The organism is Mesorhizobium sp. M2A.F.Ca.ET.046.03.2.1 (genome assembly GCF_003952425.1).
Taxonomy (GTDB): domain Bacteria; phylum Pseudomonadota; class Alphaproteobacteria; order Rhizobiales; family Rhizobiaceae; genus Mesorhizobium.
Window position 1 is genome coordinate 6,301,112 of the sequence record NZ_CP034449.1, and the last position, 14,911, is coordinate 6,316,022.

The 14,911-nt window shown below is 63.8% G+C and carries 16 protein-coding genes; 8 read left to right on the plus strand and 8 right to left on the minus strand.

Annotated features, from left to right (window positions below):
• Nucleotides 1-17 precede the first annotated feature (17 nt).
• Nucleotides 18-410 carry a hypothetical protein gene (locus tag EJ072_RS30005; RefSeq protein WP_245467039.1) on the plus strand — a complete coding sequence of 131 codons (393 nt, stop codon included), beginning with the start codon at nucleotides 18-20 and terminating at the stop codon, nucleotides 408-410.
• A gap of 72 nt (nucleotides 411-482) precedes the next feature.
• On the opposite strand, the gene EJ072_RS30010 is transcribed toward EJ072_RS30005, so the two are convergent.
• The 4 genes from EJ072_RS30010 to EJ072_RS30025 form a co-directional block, all read right to left on the minus strand.
• A complete protein-coding gene (locus EJ072_RS30010) occupies nucleotides 483-1,037 on the minus strand; it encodes a hypothetical protein (protein ID WP_095818606.1) in 555 nt (184 codons plus the stop codon).
• 102 nt (nucleotides 1,038-1,139) lie between these two features.
• Complete coding sequence (locus tag EJ072_RS30015) at nucleotides 1,140-2,213, minus strand: TIGR01620 family protein (RefSeq protein ID WP_126082554.1); 1,074 nt, start codon at nucleotides 2,211-2,213, stop codon at nucleotides 1,140-1,142.
• Nucleotides 2,210-3,682, minus strand: a complete 1,473-nt coding sequence (locus tag EJ072_RS30020; protein WP_126082555.1) for a YcjX family protein — start codon at nucleotides 3,680-3,682, stop codon at nucleotides 2,210-2,212. The genes EJ072_RS30015 and EJ072_RS30020 overlap by 4 nt, the downstream gene beginning before the upstream one ends.
• Before the next feature lie 63 nt (nucleotides 3,683-3,745).
• Nucleotides 3,746-4,249, minus strand: coding sequence for a histidine phosphatase family protein (locus tag EJ072_RS30025; protein WP_126082556.1), 504 nt, complete (start codon nucleotides 4,247-4,249; stop codon nucleotides 3,746-3,748).
• Nucleotides 4,250-4,497: 248 nt separating this feature from the next.
• Between EJ072_RS30025 and dksA the strand changes: the two genes are divergently transcribed.
• Nucleotides 4,498-4,914, plus strand: coding sequence for an RNA polymerase-binding protein DksA (gene dksA / locus EJ072_RS30030; protein ID WP_040972254.1), 417 nt, complete (start codon nucleotides 4,498-4,500; stop codon nucleotides 4,912-4,914).
• Nucleotides 4,915-4,935: 21 nt separating this feature from the next.
• Here dksA and EJ072_RS36175 read toward each other — a convergent pair whose 3' ends face one another.
• Together EJ072_RS36175 and EJ072_RS30035 are read right to left on the minus strand one after the other, a co-directional pair.
• Nucleotides 4,936-5,073, minus strand: a complete 138-nt coding sequence (locus EJ072_RS36175) for a hypothetical protein (RefSeq protein ID WP_189343123.1) — start codon at nucleotides 5,071-5,073, stop codon at nucleotides 4,936-4,938.
• Nucleotides 5,074-5,119: 46 nt separating this feature from the next.
• Entirely contained in the window at nucleotides 5,120-5,824 is a 705-nt protein-coding gene (locus EJ072_RS30035) for a flagellar biosynthetic protein FliO (RefSeq protein ID WP_189343124.1), read from the minus strand.
• Nucleotides 5,825-6,032: 208 nt separating this feature from the next.
• On the opposite strand from EJ072_RS30035, the gene EJ072_RS30040 reads away from it, so the two are divergent.
• Together EJ072_RS30040 and EJ072_RS30045 are read left to right on the plus strand one after the other, a co-directional pair.
• The gene (locus EJ072_RS30040) at nucleotides 6,033-8,618 is read left to right on the plus strand and encodes an ATP-binding protein (protein ID WP_126082557.1); all 2,586 of its coding nucleotides are present in this window, start codon (nucleotides 6,033-6,035) and stop codon (nucleotides 8,616-8,618) included.
• Nucleotides 8,619-8,777: 159 nt separating this feature from the next.
• Nucleotides 8,778-9,485: a DeoD-type purine-nucleoside phosphorylase gene (locus tag EJ072_RS30045; RefSeq protein WP_126082558.1), complete on the plus strand. Its 708-nt coding sequence runs from the start codon at nucleotides 8,778-8,780 to the stop codon at nucleotides 9,483-9,485.
• Here EJ072_RS30045 and EJ072_RS30050 read toward each other — a convergent pair.
• A complete protein-coding gene (locus EJ072_RS30050; RefSeq protein WP_126060664.1) occupies nucleotides 9,482-9,787 on the minus strand; it encodes a ribbon-helix-helix domain-containing protein in 306 nt (101 codons plus the stop codon). The two genes, EJ072_RS30045 and EJ072_RS30050, sit on opposite strands and share 4 nt — an antisense overlap.
• A gap of 254 nt (nucleotides 9,788-10,041) precedes the next feature.
• Here EJ072_RS30050 and EJ072_RS30055 point away from each other — a divergent pair, with 254 nt between their 5' ends.
• The 3 genes from EJ072_RS30055 to EJ072_RS30065 all read left to right on the plus strand — a co-directional run bounded on the left by EJ072_RS30055 (nucleotide 10,042) and on the right by EJ072_RS30065 (nucleotide 12,667).
• Nucleotides 10,042-10,437, plus strand: coding sequence for a VOC family protein (locus tag EJ072_RS30055; RefSeq protein ID WP_126082559.1), 396 nt, complete (start codon nucleotides 10,042-10,044; stop codon nucleotides 10,435-10,437).
• A gap of 79 nt (nucleotides 10,438-10,516) precedes the next feature.
• Nucleotides 10,517-11,047, plus strand: a complete 531-nt coding sequence (locus EJ072_RS30060) for a gluconate 2-dehydrogenase subunit 3 family protein (RefSeq protein ID WP_126082560.1) — start codon at nucleotides 10,517-10,519, stop codon at nucleotides 11,045-11,047.
• Nucleotides 11,048-11,095: 48 nt separating this feature from the next.
• Nucleotides 11,096-12,667: a GMC family oxidoreductase gene (locus EJ072_RS30065; RefSeq protein ID WP_126082561.1), complete on the plus strand. Its 1,572-nt coding sequence runs from the start codon at nucleotides 11,096-11,098 to the stop codon at nucleotides 12,665-12,667.
• Nucleotides 12,668-12,829: 162 nt separating this feature from the next.
• Here EJ072_RS30065 and EJ072_RS30070 read toward each other — a convergent pair whose 3' ends face one another.
• Nucleotides 12,830-13,219 carry a hypothetical protein gene (locus EJ072_RS30070; RefSeq protein WP_126082562.1) on the minus strand — a complete coding sequence of 130 codons (390 nt, stop codon included), beginning with the start codon at nucleotides 13,217-13,219 and terminating at the stop codon, nucleotides 12,830-12,832.
• Nucleotides 13,220-13,527: 308 nt separating this feature from the next.
• On the opposite strand from EJ072_RS30070, the gene urtA reads away from it, so the two are divergent.
• Nucleotides 13,528-14,838 (plus strand): urea ABC transporter substrate-binding protein, encoded by a 1,311-nt coding sequence (urtA, locus tag EJ072_RS30075; RefSeq protein WP_126082563.1) that lies wholly within the window; start codon nucleotides 13,528-13,530, stop codon nucleotides 14,836-14,838.
• Nucleotides 14,839-14,911: the final 73 nt, after the last annotated feature.

Below are 14,911 nucleotides of genomic sequence, written 5' to 3' on the forward strand. Positions count from 1 at the left end.
CGCCGCGATATTGCATCGTGGTTACACAAGTTTACGCAGCCCGGTTGTTGCGCGCCGCCACAATCAGCGGTTATGGCACGTTCGGCTTCGGCCATCGGAGGCAGTCGCGATGGGCGGCTGCCTTTTTTGAGGAGATGATTGACATGAAAAAGTTTTTGCTCGTCGCCGTAGGTGTTGCGGCGTTGGCTGCATCGGCTTGCTCCAAGGGGCCGGAATGCACGCAGGAAATAGCCGCCAAGAAGGCGCAGGACATGGCTGCCGCCCTCCAGGAAGCCATCACCAAGGATCCGAGCAAGGCGGCCGATCTGACCGCCAAGGTGCAGGCTGTGACCGCCAAGTATCAGGGCGCGACGACGCTTGACGAAGCCTGCAAGGCCTATGACGAGCTGACGGCCACCATCAAGGGTTGATCTCAGCTATCGATGAACACGAAAGCGGTGGCCAAGCGGCCGCCGCCTTTTTGCGGAGGTCGGCGCGTCGGGTCAGTTCTTGGCGATGGCGCCGACTTCGACCGAGTCGACCCGCTTCAGGCTCATGCCGATCACAGGCACCAGCTGTTTGTCGACACGCACAGCCACCGTCACGGTCATCGAATTGTCGTCGGGCACGCGGGCCTGCATGACGCCGTTCAACTGGTTGCGGTTGATGGTGAAGACGACCTTCTGGGCGTCGACGACGTTGCCGCCGACAATATCCATGCCGTTGCCGGTCGAGCCGCCCATGAAGGCGCCCCGGTAGCCGTCGCGACCCTTGCGCTCGACGGTCGCGGACATCTTCTGCGTGAAGACGCCGACCCGGCAGTTGCCGTCCAACGTCATACCGACCTTGCCGTCAGGCGTCGAGCCGTTGAAATCGCAGGTGAATTTGGTGCCCTTGTACTTGCCGGCGATGATCTCGCCAGGGCCTACCCATCGGCCCTCGACGGACCGGAAGAACTGCTTGTCCGGCTCGGCGCCAAAGGCTTTTTCGACCAATCCGAGCGGCGCGGCAATAGCAACGGTCGCAGGCAGCACGCAGGACAGGATTACGCTTCTCATGGACGACACCCGGCACGACAGAGTCTATTCTTGGGACCTGATCGACCATGGCGAAGATTGGTTAATGCTTCGTCACTGGAGGTGGCTTTCGCGTTTACCCTGTTACTCCGCCTGACCGTCTTTTTTGGCCGCGAACGAGGTCAGCGCCGAGAGGAAATCGCCAAGGCCCGGGCGCTTCACGGCAATGAACGGCAAGGGGCGGGCGGTTTCCATCGCCGCGATGCCGATGCGCGCCGTCATCATTCCGTTGACGACCCCTTCGCCGAGCTTCGCAGAGAGTTTTGCGGCAAGCCCATGGCCGACGATCTGCTGCACGAAACTGTCGCCCACTGCGATCGAGCCGGTCACCGCCAGATGCGCGAGCACGCCACGCGCCAGCCGGAAGAAGCCGAGCGTGCCCGGGCGCCCGCCATAGAGTTCGGAAAGGCGCCGGATCAGGCGGCCCGCCTCGAACACGACATAGGCGATGTCGACCAGCGCGCGGGGGCTGACCGCCGTGATCAGGGAGACGCGCTTGGCGGCCTCAAGGATCATGATCTTGGCGCGGGCATCGAGCGGCGACAGGATCTCGGTCTCGGCAAGCCGCACCAGATTGGCGCCGTCGATGATCTCGCCGCGCAACTCGGCGAGCGAACGGCGTCCGGCGGCGGTCTCGGGTTTTGCGGCGACGAAGGCCGAGAGCTCATCAACGAGGGCGCGCGCGGCCTTGGGATCGTCGCGCGCCACGGCATCCAGGGCCCGCTTCTGCATCTTCTCGACTTCGGCAAGGCGAGCAATGGCCAGGAATTCGCGGATAAGGATGACGAGCAGCGAGAGTAGCGCGATCGTCGCCATGCCGGCCGCCAGCCAGCCCAGCCATTCGGCGCGCGCGAACAGGTCGCGGATCAGCTGGTCCGCCCACAGGCCGACCGCCAGCGAGACGAGCACGCCGAGTGCGCCGAAGAACAGCCGCGCCAGCAGCGAACGCTTTCGCGGCGCTGTCGCCGGTGGCGGGGGCGGGGCCTCGATATCCGGCTCGTCGAAAACGTCGACCTCCGAGGGGATCACGACCGCCACGTCGGCCCGCGCGGCGCGCGGCCTGCGCGCCGGCTGCTCCGCGGCGACGCGGCTGACTTGCGACTTCGGCTCGGTCTCGGGCTCGATGCGGAAGGCCGCCGGTTTGCGGGGCGCGGTCATGCCAGATGATCTCCGATCAGGAACTGCAGCGCGCGGTCGAGCCGGATATGCGGCAAGGACAGCGTGACGCCTTCGGCGGTACGCTCGAGCTTCGGTGGGCGGAAACGCACGAAGCGGATCGCCGGCTCGGCGCTGTCGAGCGATGATGCGGACCTGTCGAACACGGCATCGACCTTTTCCGGCAAATCGCCCGGGAATATGGCGGTCTCGGTCTTTCCGTCGAAGGTCTCGCCGTTGATCGTCTCGCCCTTCAGCGGCGTGCCGATGATCACCGGCAGCGTCTCGCGGCCTTGCTTCACCGTGCCCTCGCGGGTCGAGCGGACCGCGGCCATGGCAACGACATCGACGGCGGCGCCGCTGAAATTCGCCCGCGCCACGGCTCGGTCGGTCAGCCGGCGCACGATCGCCTGCAGCCGGTCGTGGCTTTCGTGGTGCAGATGGTCCGCCTTGGTCGCGGCGACCAGGATGCGGTCGATGCGGCGCGAGAAGAAATCGGTGAGGAAGTTGCCGCGTCCGGGCCGGAAGCAGGACAGGATCTCGGTGACGGCGCGTTCCAGATCGGCCATCGCGGCCCGGCCGGCATTGAGCGCCTGCATGGCGTCGATCAGCACGATCTGCCGGTCCAGGCGGGTGATGTGCTCGCGAAAGAACGGTTTGACGACATGCGTCTTGTAGGCCTCGTAGCGGCGCTCCATCATCGCCTGCAGCGATCCGGAGCGCGGCCGGCCGTCCGCCAATATCATCAACGGCGCGAAGGTGAGCGCCGGCGAGCCTTCGAGGTCGCCCGGCATCAGGAAGCGGCCGGGCGGCAGCGTCGACAGGGCGCGTTCGTCGAGCTTGCAGCCCTTGAGATAGGCGGCAAAGCTCTCGGCCAAGCGCCGCGCCGTCATCTCGTCGGCGTCGGCATCGGGATTGACGGTGGAAGCCAGCTCGCGCCAGGCCTGAGACAGGTCGGAGCGGACGGGCAGGGCGGCCAACTCGACCGCCTCGCGCGAAAAATCGGCGAAGGATTTGCCGAGCAGCGGCAGGTCGAGCAGCCATTCCCCGGGATAGTCGACGATGTCGATCGACAGTTTCCCGGCTGAAAACAGCCGGTTCCAGCCGGAAGCCGACTCGTATTCGATGGTGAGCCTCAGCTCCGAGATGGCGCGTGTGGAGTCCGGCCAGACGCGGTCGTTCACCAAGGCCGCGACATGGTCCTCGTACTGGAAACGCGGAACGGCATCGTCCGGCTGCTCCTCGAGGAAGGCGCGGGCGATGCGGCCGGATTTCTGCGCTTCGAAGAGCGGCAGGCGTCCGCCATGGATGAGGTTGTGGACGAGGGCGGAGATGAACACCGTCTTGCCGGCGCGGGAAAGACCGGTGACGCCAAGACGCAATGAGGGGGAGAAGAGCCCGGCGGCCCGGCCCGACAGCGTGTCGAGCGCAATCCTTGCCTCGTCGGTGAAAGTCGTCAGCGATGATGCCAAATCAGGCCTCTGGTTGCGCGTCCGCGCCCGATATAGGCGCTGGACCTGGCGTTTGAAATGGCCTCAGAGGTCGGCGGGCGTGAGAAAGGCTTCGAGGTAGCCGTTGCCCTGCGCCGCTTCGGCAAGATTGCCGGGAAAGCGCACCACGGCGAGACCGGAGGTCGGAAAACCGTGCTTCATCATGCCGCGCGCCGCCTCGTCGCCGTCGCCCGACACCGCCATGGCCAGATCCTCGGTCATGGGATTGTGGCCGATCACCAGAAGCTGTTCGGCGCCGGCGTTCTTGCGGATGATGTCGAGATAGCCGGCCGCATCCTCGCTGTAGAGCGTGTCGAAGAACAGCACCCGGCCGGTGTCGGTGCGCCCCGCCAGGCCTTCCAGCGTCTGTCTTGCCCGTTTGGCATTGGAGCAAAGCGTGACGTCCGGCACGTAGTTGCGGGCCCGCATAGCCTCTCCCATCGCTTCGGCGTCAGCCTTGCCCGATTCGTCGAGCGGGCGGTCGAAATCGCGCACGCCGGGCAGCGCCCAGCCGGCCTTGGCATGCCGCAACAGATAAAGTCTGCTCATGCGTTCCCCCATGGCGCTGCCTGACAGGCAAAGCGCGATTAGTCACCAGAACCACGTCATGCACAATGGCCGGCGCGAGCACCTGCAACGAATCATATGCGAATTCGTTTTATGCCGTTGAAACAACGTCGTTGCCGGAGCTGCCGATGCGAGACTAACAATTGCGTGAAACTGTCGTCGATACCGCTTGTGCAGGCTCTTGTCCCCGAATATATAGGCGCCAAATTTGGGGTTGTTGGGTGAGTCGAATGAACGACATCGTTACCGCCGATTACGTACCCTCCGAAGACGAGCCGTTCATGAACGAACGGCAAAAATCGTACTTCCGCCAAAAGCTTATCACCTGGAAGAACGACATTCTGCGCGAGGCGCGCGAAACCCTAGAAATCCTGCAGCAGGAAAACGCCAACCACCCAGATCTTGCCGATCGCGCCTCCTCCGAAACCGACCGCGCCATCGAATTGCGCGCCCGCGACCGCCAACGCAAGCTCATCTCGAAGATCGACTCCGCGCTCCAGCGCATCGATGAAGGCACCTACGGCTATTGCGAGGAAACCGGGGAGCCGATCGCGCTGAAGCGGCTCGACGCGCGTCCGATCGCGACGCTGTCGATCGAAGCGCAGGAACGCCACGAGCGTCGCGAAAAGGTGTATCGCGACGACTGACGCGAGCTGAAAGCAGAAACGTCAAAAATGGCCGGCTTTCCGGCCATTTTTGTTTTCAGCTCCTAGCTGCGGAGAGTTCGCGCGTTCCGGCAAGCTGCCGCTAAAGCGGGTCGCGATCTTCAGATTCGCTCCATGCGCTTTAGGTTTTGATTTACGCATGTCTTATCCCGAAACCGGTTCCCACTTTCGGGAGACATGCTTTAGGTCAGCGCTTGTGATTGCCCAGTTCGCCAAGCAGCTTGGCCATCTCATCATCGAGCGAGGGCTTGGGTGCGGGTTTGCTTGGCGCTGCCGGCTGGGAGTGCGTCTCGTCGAGAGAGGTCTCGAGCTCGTGCATCAATGTGTCGTCGACGGAATCGTTTGAGGGCGGCGGCGTGTATCTGTCGCTGCCGTTGGTCGTTCCGTAGCTCGGCAGGGGCGTGACCTTGGCGGTCGGCTGGCTCGGTGCCGCCGGCGCGCGCGGGCGTGCGGCGGCAACTGGCTGGGCGGCAGGCGGCGGTTGCCTGACGGGGCCGGGGGCGGGCGGAGGTGCCGGTTGCGGCGCGCGCGGGCGCGCGGCGGCGGTTGCCTGTGGCTGGCCGCTGTCGCCGGTAAGCGCCGGCCGGCGCGGCGCTGCCAGCCTGATATCGCGCTCGACCACGACATCGGTCGGCCCGCCGATCAGGATCAGATGCTCGATGTCGTCACGGCGCACCAGCACCAGCCTGCGATGGCTGTCGACGGCGGTGGCGTCCATGACCGCGAGGCGCGTCTTGCGGTTCCTGCCGCCGGCCACGAAAGTGCCGAAGGTAAGATTGCGCACAACCTTGATGACGAGCAGGATGACGACGAGCAAAATGAGTGCTGCAAACGTCCACAGGATTGCGGCGACATAACCCGGACCCGCCACGCTATCCAGCCACTGCAGCATCGGTGCACCCAATCGCCTCTTGAGGTCAGGCGACACTAGACCGCGGTGGCGGCCCGCCGCAAGTTCACATCACCCATCGTGAACAGTTTGAAACATGAATCATTGATTTTATCGGACATTTGCCGCCGGGGCCTTTTCCGCTACAGGAGAATGTGATTCAACCGGCCGTCCGCGCCCGTCGGACACCGGAATCACGAGCAGGGGGAACATGGCCAAGGAAACGCGCGGCGATTTCTATCCGGTACCGATCGTCGACCAGAACACGCGTCCGGGCGCCGTCACCAGGCTCATCGTCTTCATCGTCGTCTTGACCGGCGCCGCGATCGTCTTCGGACTTTTCCGCGAGCGGCTCGGCGATCCTTTCCTGCTCGGCATGCTCGGCGTGCTCGCCATGATCGGCGTCGGCTTCCTGTTCGCGACCGCGATCGGCTTCGTGCAGATCGCGCCGCGGTCGACCGGCGACGAACTGTCGAAAGCCTTTGTCGACTCGATGTCGCAGGGCCTGCTGGTGACCGACACCAAGGGCCGCGTCGTCTATGCCAATCGCGCCTATGCCGACATGACGGGCGCCGCCTCGGCGGCCGATCTCAAGACCGTCGAAGGTCTCTTGTCTGATGTTCCCGAGGCCTCGATGACGATCTACAGGCTGGCGTCGGGCCTGCGCGACGGCCAGGCGGGCGACGGCGAGTTCCGGCTGGCGCAGTCGATCAAGCCCGGCGCCGAGCCCGGCGCGCGCTGGTACCGGGCCCGCGCCCGCGCCTTCAGCATGCCCGGGGAAAGGCTGCCGATGCTGGCCTGGCAGCTTGCCGACATCTCGCAGGAACGGGCGGAGCAGGAGCGTTTCTTCCTCGACCTGCAAAAGGCCATCGACCATCTCGACCATGCGCCGGCCGGGTTCTTCTCGGCCGACCAGGAAGGCCGCGTCACCTATATCAACGCCACTCTCGCCGAGTGGCTGGGTATCGACCTTGCCTCCTTCACGCCGGGCGCCATCACGCTGCCGGAAATCATCGCCGGCGACGGCATGGCGCTGGTCCGCTCGGTCAAGGCCGATCCCGGCACGACCCGCAATGCCGTCATCGACCTCGACCTCACCACCATGAGCGGCCAGGCGCTGCCGGTGCGCTTCATGCACCGGGTTTCGGCAAGCCGCGAGGGCGTGAACGGTCCGACCCGCACCATCGTGCTCAACCGTACCCAGGGCGAGGACGCTTCGGCGGAACTGCGGGCTTCCGAGGTCCGCTTCACCCGTTTCTTCAACTCGACTCCCATGGCTATCGCGGGCGTCGATGCGAGCGGGCGCATCCTGCGCACCAACGCGCCATTCCTGCAGCTGTTTTCATCCGTGGTCGACCGGGACGCCGTCGACCGGCGGGTGCGGTTCGAGACCATCGTCCACGAACGGGACCGTCCGGCCTTCGCCGCCGCCTTCGAGAAGGCCAGGCAGCGGCAGGCCAATATCGAGCCGATCGACTCCGTGCTGCCCGGCAATGAGGAGCGCCATATCCGCTTCTACGTCAACGCCGTCGCCGACAGCGCGGGCGGCGAGGGCGCCGAGGAATCGGCCATCGTCTATGCGGTCGAGACCACCGAGCAGAAGGCGCTCGAGGGCCAGATGGCGCAGAGTCAGAAGATGCAGGCGGTCGGTCAGCTTGCCGGCGGTATCGCGCACGACTTCAACAACGTGCTCACCGCCATCATCATGGCGTCCGACCTTCTGTTGACCAACCACCGTCCGTCGGATCCGTCCTTCCCCGACATCATGAACATCAAGCAGAACGCCAATCGGGCGGCTTCGCTCGTGCGGCAATTGCTGGCCTTCTCGCGCAAGCAGACGCTGCGGCCGGAAGTGCTCAACCTGACCGATGTCCTGGCCGATCTCCGGATGCTGCTCGCCCGCCTTGTCGGCAACGACATCAAGCTGAAGATCGACCACGGGCGCGACCTGTGGCCGGTCAAGGTCGACATCGGCCAATTCGAGCAGGTGGTGGTCAACCTCGCCGTCAACGCGCGCGACGCCATGCCGAGCGGCGGTGATCTTACCGTGCGCACCCGCAACGTCACGACGGAAGAATGCAAATCCTTCGCCTATCGCGAATTGACGCCGGCCGACTATGTGCTCGTCGATGTCGAGGACACCGGCAGCGGCATTGCGCCCGACGTTCTCAAGAAAATCTTCGAGCCGTTCTTCACGACCAAGGAAGTGGGCAAGGGCACCGGCCTCGGCCTGTCGATGGTCTACGGCATCATCAAGCAGACCGGCGGCTTCATCTTCTGCGATTCCGAGATCGGCAAGGGCACGGTGTTCCGCATCTTCCTGCCGCGCCACATCGCCGAGGTGAAGAAGCAGGCCGAGCCCGGCGCGGCGCCGGCAGCCGTGGCGGCGGCTCCGGCCAAGCCGGCCGACACGGCCAAGGATCTGTCCGGTTCGGCCACAGTGCTTCTGGTCGAGGACGAGGACGCCGTGCGCATGGGCGGTGTGCGGGCGCTGATGTCGCGCGGCTACACCGTGCATGAGGCGTCGTCCGGCGTCGAGGCGCTGGAAGTGTTCGAGGCGCTTGGCGGCAAGGTCGATATCGTGGTGTCCGACGTGGTGATGCCGGAGATGGACGGGCCGACATTGCTCGGCGAGCTGCGCAAGCGTCAGCCGGACATCAAGTTCGTGTTCGTTTCGGGTTATGCCGAGGACGCCTTTGCCAAGAACCTGCCGGCCGACGCCCATTTCGGCTTCCTGCCGAAGCCGTTCTCGCTCAAGCAATTGGCGACGATCGTCAAGGACGTGCTGGAATCCTAGAGCGCTGACGCAATTGCGGACGGACGACGCAAGGCGAAGGCGCTGGTGCCTGACCGCCTTACAGCTCGCTGGAATTGCTTCCAAATGAGCTATCGCTTGCACATTGCGACGGCCCTGCCATGATGGTCGCCGGATGGATCTATCAGAGGGTAGTAGCGCGTGACGCCGCATATCGAGGCGGACAGGGGCGATTATACCGAAACGGTGCTGTTGCCGGGCGACCCCGAGCGCGCCCAATGGATGGCGGAGACCTTTCTCGAGGCGCCTCGCTGCGTCAACCGCCGAAGGGGCGCGCTGGGCTTCACCGGCCGGTTCCGCGGCAAGCCGGTCAGCATCCAGGCGACCGGCATCGGCGTTTCATCCTTCCTGATCTACGCGCATGAATTGCTCGACTATCATGGCGTGAAGACGCTGATACGCACCGGCACCAGTGGCGGCTTAGCAGACGATGTGCCCTTGCGCGGGCTCGTCATCTCCAGCGAAGTGCGGGCGGAGAGCGCGATTAGCGGACAGGTGTTCGGGCTGTACCAGCCGGCGGGACCGGATCCGGCGCTGCATGCGCTGGCGCTGCGACGCGCGGCCGATCTCGGCATCGCCTGCAGCGCCGGGCTGACGATCTGCAGCGACGTGTTCCACCATCCCGACGGCCGCGCGCGGTTCGACGAGCCGAGGGCGCTTGGGGCGCTGGCAGTCGATATGGAGACCAGCGCGCTCTATCGGATTGCCGCGCAGTTCGGCGCCCGGGCACTGTCGCTGCTCACCGTGGTCGATCATATCGCCACCGGCGAGCTGACGGACTATGCGGAGCGTCAGGCCCTCTTCACCGACATGACCCGGCTGGCGCTCGAAGTCGCGGCAGAGAGTTAGGCGGCTTCCCGCTTCAACGCAGCCTGTTCCTCGGCATTGGGCCGGTGGCCGCGCAGATAGAGCGCGCAGGTCGTGCGCAGCATGGAGGCGAAGTTCGGGATCTGGCCGTTGATCTCGATCGCCTCGTCATAAAGCTTCGAGATGAATTTCGGTGTCGTCAGTCCCTGGCTGTCGGCGATCTCGTCAAGCAGATCCCAGAATGTCGCCTCGAGCTGGATGCTGGTCGAATGACCGTCGATGCGAATCGACCGGTTGATCTGCCGGTAGCCTTCCGGGTTTTGCCCGGCGAAGACTCTGCACATCAGTACCTCCCGTTTTTGTTTGTCTTGGGCGCCGATTGAGCGAGCCGGCGCCTTTTTGAACACTGCCTGCGTTTGTCATCTTCGATCCAATGGCCGGCAACGGCAATCAGACTTTCGTCCTTAGGCGCGCCCATCCTCGCCCGCGCCGGGAGACTACCCATTTCCAAGCCGCATGCGTGGTAATCGGCTGCCACCACCTTTTTTCGCCAGCACGCATAATCGGCTTCGAAATCAAGAAAGCTGCGGAGTCCGATTTGGCGAAGGCGATCCATTCCATGATCAGGGTTCTCGACGAGGCACGGTCCGTCGATTTCTACAACAAGGCCTTCGGCCTCGAGGTGGCGCAGCGGCTCGATTTCGAGACTTTCACACTGATTTATCTCAGCAATGCGGACTCGCCTTTCGAGGTGGAGCTGACCGTGAACAAGGGGCGCACCGAGCCCTATGCGCTGGGCGACGGCTACGGCCATTTCGCCGTGTCGGTCGCCGATCTCGACAGCGAGCATGACCGGATCGGCGCGCTCGGGTTCAATCCGAGGAAGATCGTCGAGTTCAATCACCACGGGGTGCGGATTGCCCGCTTCTTCTTCATCGAGGATCCCGACGGCTACAAGATCGAGGTCCTGCAGCGAGGAGGGCGCTTCCAATAGGGGACATTCCGCCGCGCGGACCGGCGCGGCGCCAGCAACGGCGCCCTCAGGGGCGCGAACAGCAAGCAGGGAGGAAATCATGGTTACAGTTTATGAGAAGAAAGCCGGGCTTTCGCGGCGAGAGCTTCTCAAGCGCGGCGGTGCCGGCGCGCTGCTCATCATCTCCGGCAGCGCCGTCATCAGCCCCGAACACGCTTGGGGTCTCGAAACCTCGGCGCTGAAGCCCGAGACGATGGCGACGCTGATCCAGATGGCGCGCGACATCTATCCGCACGACCAGGTGCCCGACAAATACTACGCCATTGCCGTCAAGGGCCATGACGAGACGGCGGCCAAGGACCCGGCCCATAAGGAACTGATCGAGAAGGGCATCGCCGAGCTCGACAAGAAGGCCGGCAAGGGCGGTTATCGCGGGATCGGCTGGGAAGAGCAGCGGGTCGCGCTGCTCACCGGCATCGAGAAGACGCCGTTCTTCCAGGCGGTACGCGGCGGCCTCGTCGTCAGCCTCTACAACCAGAAGGAGCTGTGGCCGATCTTTGGCTACGAAGGCGAGTCCTATTCCAAGGGCGGCTACATCGCGCGCGGCTTCAACGACATCGAGTGGCTGTAGACCGCTCTGTCCTGAACCGCATTTCTACGGATTTCATGGGAGGAAACCATGGCAGCATCATTTGATCTCAAGAACGATGGCGTGGTCGTCATCATCGGCTCCGGCGCCGGCGGCGGTACGCTCGGCAACGAGCTGGCGCAGAAAGGCATCGACGTCGTCATCCTCGAGGCGGGCGCACGCCACGAATATGAGGATTTCATCAACGACGAGTGGGATTCCTTTGCCCAGCTCGCCTGGAAGGACAAGCGCACCACCTCGGGCGACTGGCGCGTGGCCAAGGATTTCCCGAACCTGCCGGCCTGGATCGTCAAATCGGTCGGCGGTTCGACGACGCACTGGGCGGGCGCCTCGCTGCGCTTCCAGGAGCATGAATTCAAGGCGGCCACGACCTACGGCAAGGTCAAGGGCGCGAACCTCCTCGACTGGCCGGTGACGCTGGCCGAAATGGAACCGTATTACGCCAAGGCCGAGGCCAAGATGGGCGTCACGGGCACCAATGACTGGCCGCGGCTGCCGGGCAACAACAACTTCAAGGTGCTCAAGGCCGGCGCCGACAAGCTCGGCTACAAGGAATGCCACACCGGCAACATGGCGATCAATTCGGTGCAGCGCGACGACCGCAATTCCTGCCAGCAGACCGGCTTCTGCTTCCAGGGCTGCAAATGGGGCGCCAAATGGTCGACGCTCTACACCGAAATCCCGAAGGGCGAAGCGACTGGGCATCTGGAGGTCCGGCCGAACTCGATGGTGATCAAGATCAACCATGACGCTTCCGGCAAGGTGACCGGCGTCGTCTATGCCGACAAGGACGGCAAGCTGCAGGAGCAGAAGGCCCGCATCGTCGCCGTCGCCGGCAATTCGATCGAGAGCCCGCGCCTGCTGCTCAATTCGGAATCGAGCAAGTTCCCGCACGGGCTCGCCAACTCGTCGGGGCAGGTGGGCAAAAACTACATGCGCCACACCACCGGCTCGGTCTACGCGATTTTCGACAAGCCGGTGCACATGTATCGCGGCACCACCATGGCCGGCATCATCCGCGACGAGGCGCGCCACGATCCGTCGCGCGGCTTCGTCGGCGGCTACGAGATGGAGACATTGTCGCTTGGCCTGCCGTTCATGGCGGCCTTCCTCAATCCCGGCGGCTGGGGCCGCTCCTTCACCACGGCGCTCGACCATTACGACCATATGGCAGGCCTGTGGATCGTTGGCGAGGACATGCCGCGCGAGGAGAACCGCATCACGCTGCACAAGGACGAAAAGGACGAGCACGGCATGCCGATCGCCGACGTCCATTTCGACGATCATCCGAACGACGAGGCAATGCGCAACCATGCCTACAGCCAAGGCCAGGCGCTCTATGCCGCTGTCGGCGCCACCAGGACCTTCCCGACGCCGCCTTATCCATCGACTCACAATCTCGGCACCAACCGGATGAGCGAGAAGCCGGAGGACGGCGTCGTCAACAAGCACGGCCAGTCGCACGACATCAAGAACCTGTTCGTCTCCGACGGCAGCCAGTTCACCAGCGGGGCGGCGGAGAACCCGACGCTGACCATCGTGACACTGGCGATCCGCCAGGCCGACTACATCGCGGCGCAGATGTCGGCCAAGACCATCTGAAGCGGTTCGGCGTCACCGCCGATCCGCTCCAGCTATTTTTGTTTGACGCAATTCCGGACGGAAAACCGCTAAGCACCTTTCCTGGAATTGCGTTCATCCTCCCGACTGCCTGCTGGCGCGGGACCCGAAAGGGTTCCGCGCCTTTTTATGCGGAGCCGGCGGCTATCTTCTGGTGCAGGTCGAGGCGGTGAAGGCGCCGTCCTGCTGCTTCATGATGATGTCGAAGGAGGGGCCGCTCGGGTCGTCGAGCGTCGCCTGGGTCATCGAGATCGAGTTGCCGCCGCTGGTGTAGCCGCCGAGCGGCCCGAGCCAGGTGATCTCGCCATTGGGGTTCATCTGGTAGTCGTAGGCTTGCGGCGTGGCGCCGAAGGTCACCGGGCCGCTATAGAGGTTGCTCTTGATGGTGATCACGCCGAGGTCGAGGAACAGGCCGAGCAGGTAGACCTCGCAGTGATAGGCGCCGTCGGGCAGCTTACCGTCGGTAAAATCGGCATGCGCGCTTCCGGCGGCGGACAGCAGAAGCAGGAAACTCAGGATCGTTCGCAGGGTCATGACGTCGCTCGTTTGCGCGGCGACCTTGCCCCATTTCGCCATGGCCCTGCAACAGGGCCGATCAGCCAGCCTTTTGTCTGCATGATGAAATTTAAGGCATTTTTACCAATTGGGCAGAATCTAGGCAGTGCTGCGTAAACTTTTCTCAACTTGGTCGCGTGGAAGTGGATCTAAAAGTTTCCCGGCTACTGGATAACCGGCTGTAATCTCATCGTTATCTCGCAATCCCGTTGCACGCATTCCCGTCTGGCACGTCGCTTGCACAGTCTATGTGGCGGTGCAAACAACCAAGCTTGGGAGCGTGTCATATGAGGGGTAACTTCGCGAAAATAACAAAGATCCTGTCGGCGGGCGTCGTCGCGGCTGGCCTGCTGGCGTCGGCTTCCGCGAAGGCGGCGGAAGACACGATCAAGGTCGGTATTCTCCATTCGCTGTCGGGGACCATGGCGATTTCGGAGACGACGCTGAAAGACGTCATGCTGATGCTGATCGACGAGCAGAACGCCAAGGGCGGCCTGCTCGGCAAGAAACTGGAAGCCGTGGTCGTCGACCCGGCGTCCAACTGGCCGCTGTTCGCGGAGAAGGCGCGCGAGCTGATCTCGAAGGACAAGGTCGCGGCCGTGTTCGGCTGCTGGACCTCGGTGTCGCGCAAGTCGGTGCTGCCGGTGTTCTCGGAACTCGACAACATCCTGTTCTATCCCGTCCAGTATGAGGGCGAGGAGAGCGAGCGCAACGTCTTCTACACCGGCGCGGCGCCGAACCAGCAGGCCATCCCGGCCGTCGACTACCTGATGAGCGCCGATGGCGGTTCCGTGAAGCGCTGGGTGCTCGAAGGCACCGACTATGTCTATCCGCGCACCACCAACAAGATCCTCGAAGCCTATCTGAAATCGAAGGGCGTGCCGGCCGATGACATCATGGTCAACTACACGCCGTTCGGCTTCTCCGACTGGCAGACCGAGGTCTCGGCGATCAAGAAGTTCGGCTCGGCCGGCAAGAAGACCGCGGTGGTCTCGACCGTCAACGGCGATGCCAACGTGCCGTTCTACAAGGAACTCGGCAACCAGGGCATCAAGGCCGAGGACATCCCGGTCATGGCCTTCTCCGTTGGCGAGGAAGAGCTCGCCGGTCTCGACACCAAGCCGCTGGTCGGCCATCTCGCCGCCTGGAACTATTTCGAGAGCGTCAACACGCCCGACAACAAGAAGTTCATCGCCGACTGGCACAAGTTCATCAAGAACAACAAGCGCACCACCAACGACCCGATGGAAGCTCACTATATCGGCTTCAACATGTGGGTGAAGGCGGTCCAGAAGGCCGGCACCACCGATCCGGACAAGGTCATCGACGCCATGGTCGGCGTTTCGGTGCCGAACCTGACCGGCGGCTATTCGGCGATGATGCCGAACCATCACATCACGAAGCCGGTGCTGATCGGTGAAATCCAGGCCAATGGCCAGTTCCAGACGGTCTCGAAGACGCCCGGCCTGGTGATGGGCGACGAATGGTCCGACTACCTGCCCGATTCCAAGGACCTGATTTCCGATTGGCGCGCGCCGCTCAGCTGCGGCAACTTCAATGTCAAAACCGGCAAGTGCGGCGGCAAGGGCACCAACTGATCCTCCCGGGCTGGACCATCAGGTTCATGCCCAAGACTGCGCGCGTCCGGACGGTTTCCTCCACCGTCCGGAC

Excerpts from the sequence above, each read along its gene's own strand:
- EJ072_RS30010 (WP_095818606.1), bottom strand. The coding sequence starts at position 1,037 with ATGAGAAGCGTAATCCTGTCCTGCGTGCTGCCTGCGACCGTTGCTATT.
- EJ072_RS30015 (WP_126082554.1), bottom strand. The coding sequence starts at position 2,213 with ATGACCGCGCCCCGCAAACCGGCGGCCTTCCGCATCGAGCCCGAGACC.
- EJ072_RS30025 (WP_126082556.1), bottom strand. The coding sequence starts at position 4,249 with ATGAGCAGACTTTATCTGTTGCGGCATGCCAAGGCCGGCTGGGCGCTG.
- dksA (WP_040972254.1), top strand. The coding sequence starts at position 4,498 with ATGAACGACATCGTTACCGCCGATTACGTACCCTCCGAAGACGAGCCG.
- EJ072_RS36175 (WP_189343123.1), bottom strand. The coding sequence starts at position 5,073 with ATGCGTAAATCAAAACCTAAAGCGCATGGAGCGAATCTGAAGATCGCG.
- EJ072_RS30035 (WP_189343124.1), bottom strand. The coding sequence starts at position 5,824 with ATGCTGCAGTGGCTGGATAGCGTGGCGGGTCCGGGTTATGTCGCCGCA.
- EJ072_RS30040 (WP_126082557.1), top strand. The coding sequence starts at position 6,033 with ATGGCCAAGGAAACGCGCGGCGATTTCTATCCGGTACCGATCGTCGAC.
- EJ072_RS30050 (WP_126060664.1), bottom strand. The coding sequence starts at position 9,787 with ATGTGCAGAGTCTTCGCCGGGCAAAACCCGGAAGGCTACCGGCAGATC.
- EJ072_RS30060 (WP_126082560.1), top strand. The coding sequence starts at position 10,517 with ATGGTTACAGTTTATGAGAAGAAAGCCGGGCTTTCGCGGCGAGAGCTT.
- EJ072_RS30065 (WP_126082561.1), top strand. The coding sequence starts at position 11,096 with ATGGCAGCATCATTTGATCTCAAGAACGATGGCGTGGTCGTCATCATC.
- EJ072_RS30070 (WP_126082562.1), bottom strand. The coding sequence starts at position 13,219 with ATGACCCTGCGAACGATCCTGAGTTTCCTGCTTCTGCTGTCCGCCGCC.
- urtA (WP_126082563.1), top strand. The coding sequence starts at position 13,528 with ATGAGGGGTAACTTCGCGAAAATAACAAAGATCCTGTCGGCGGGCGTC.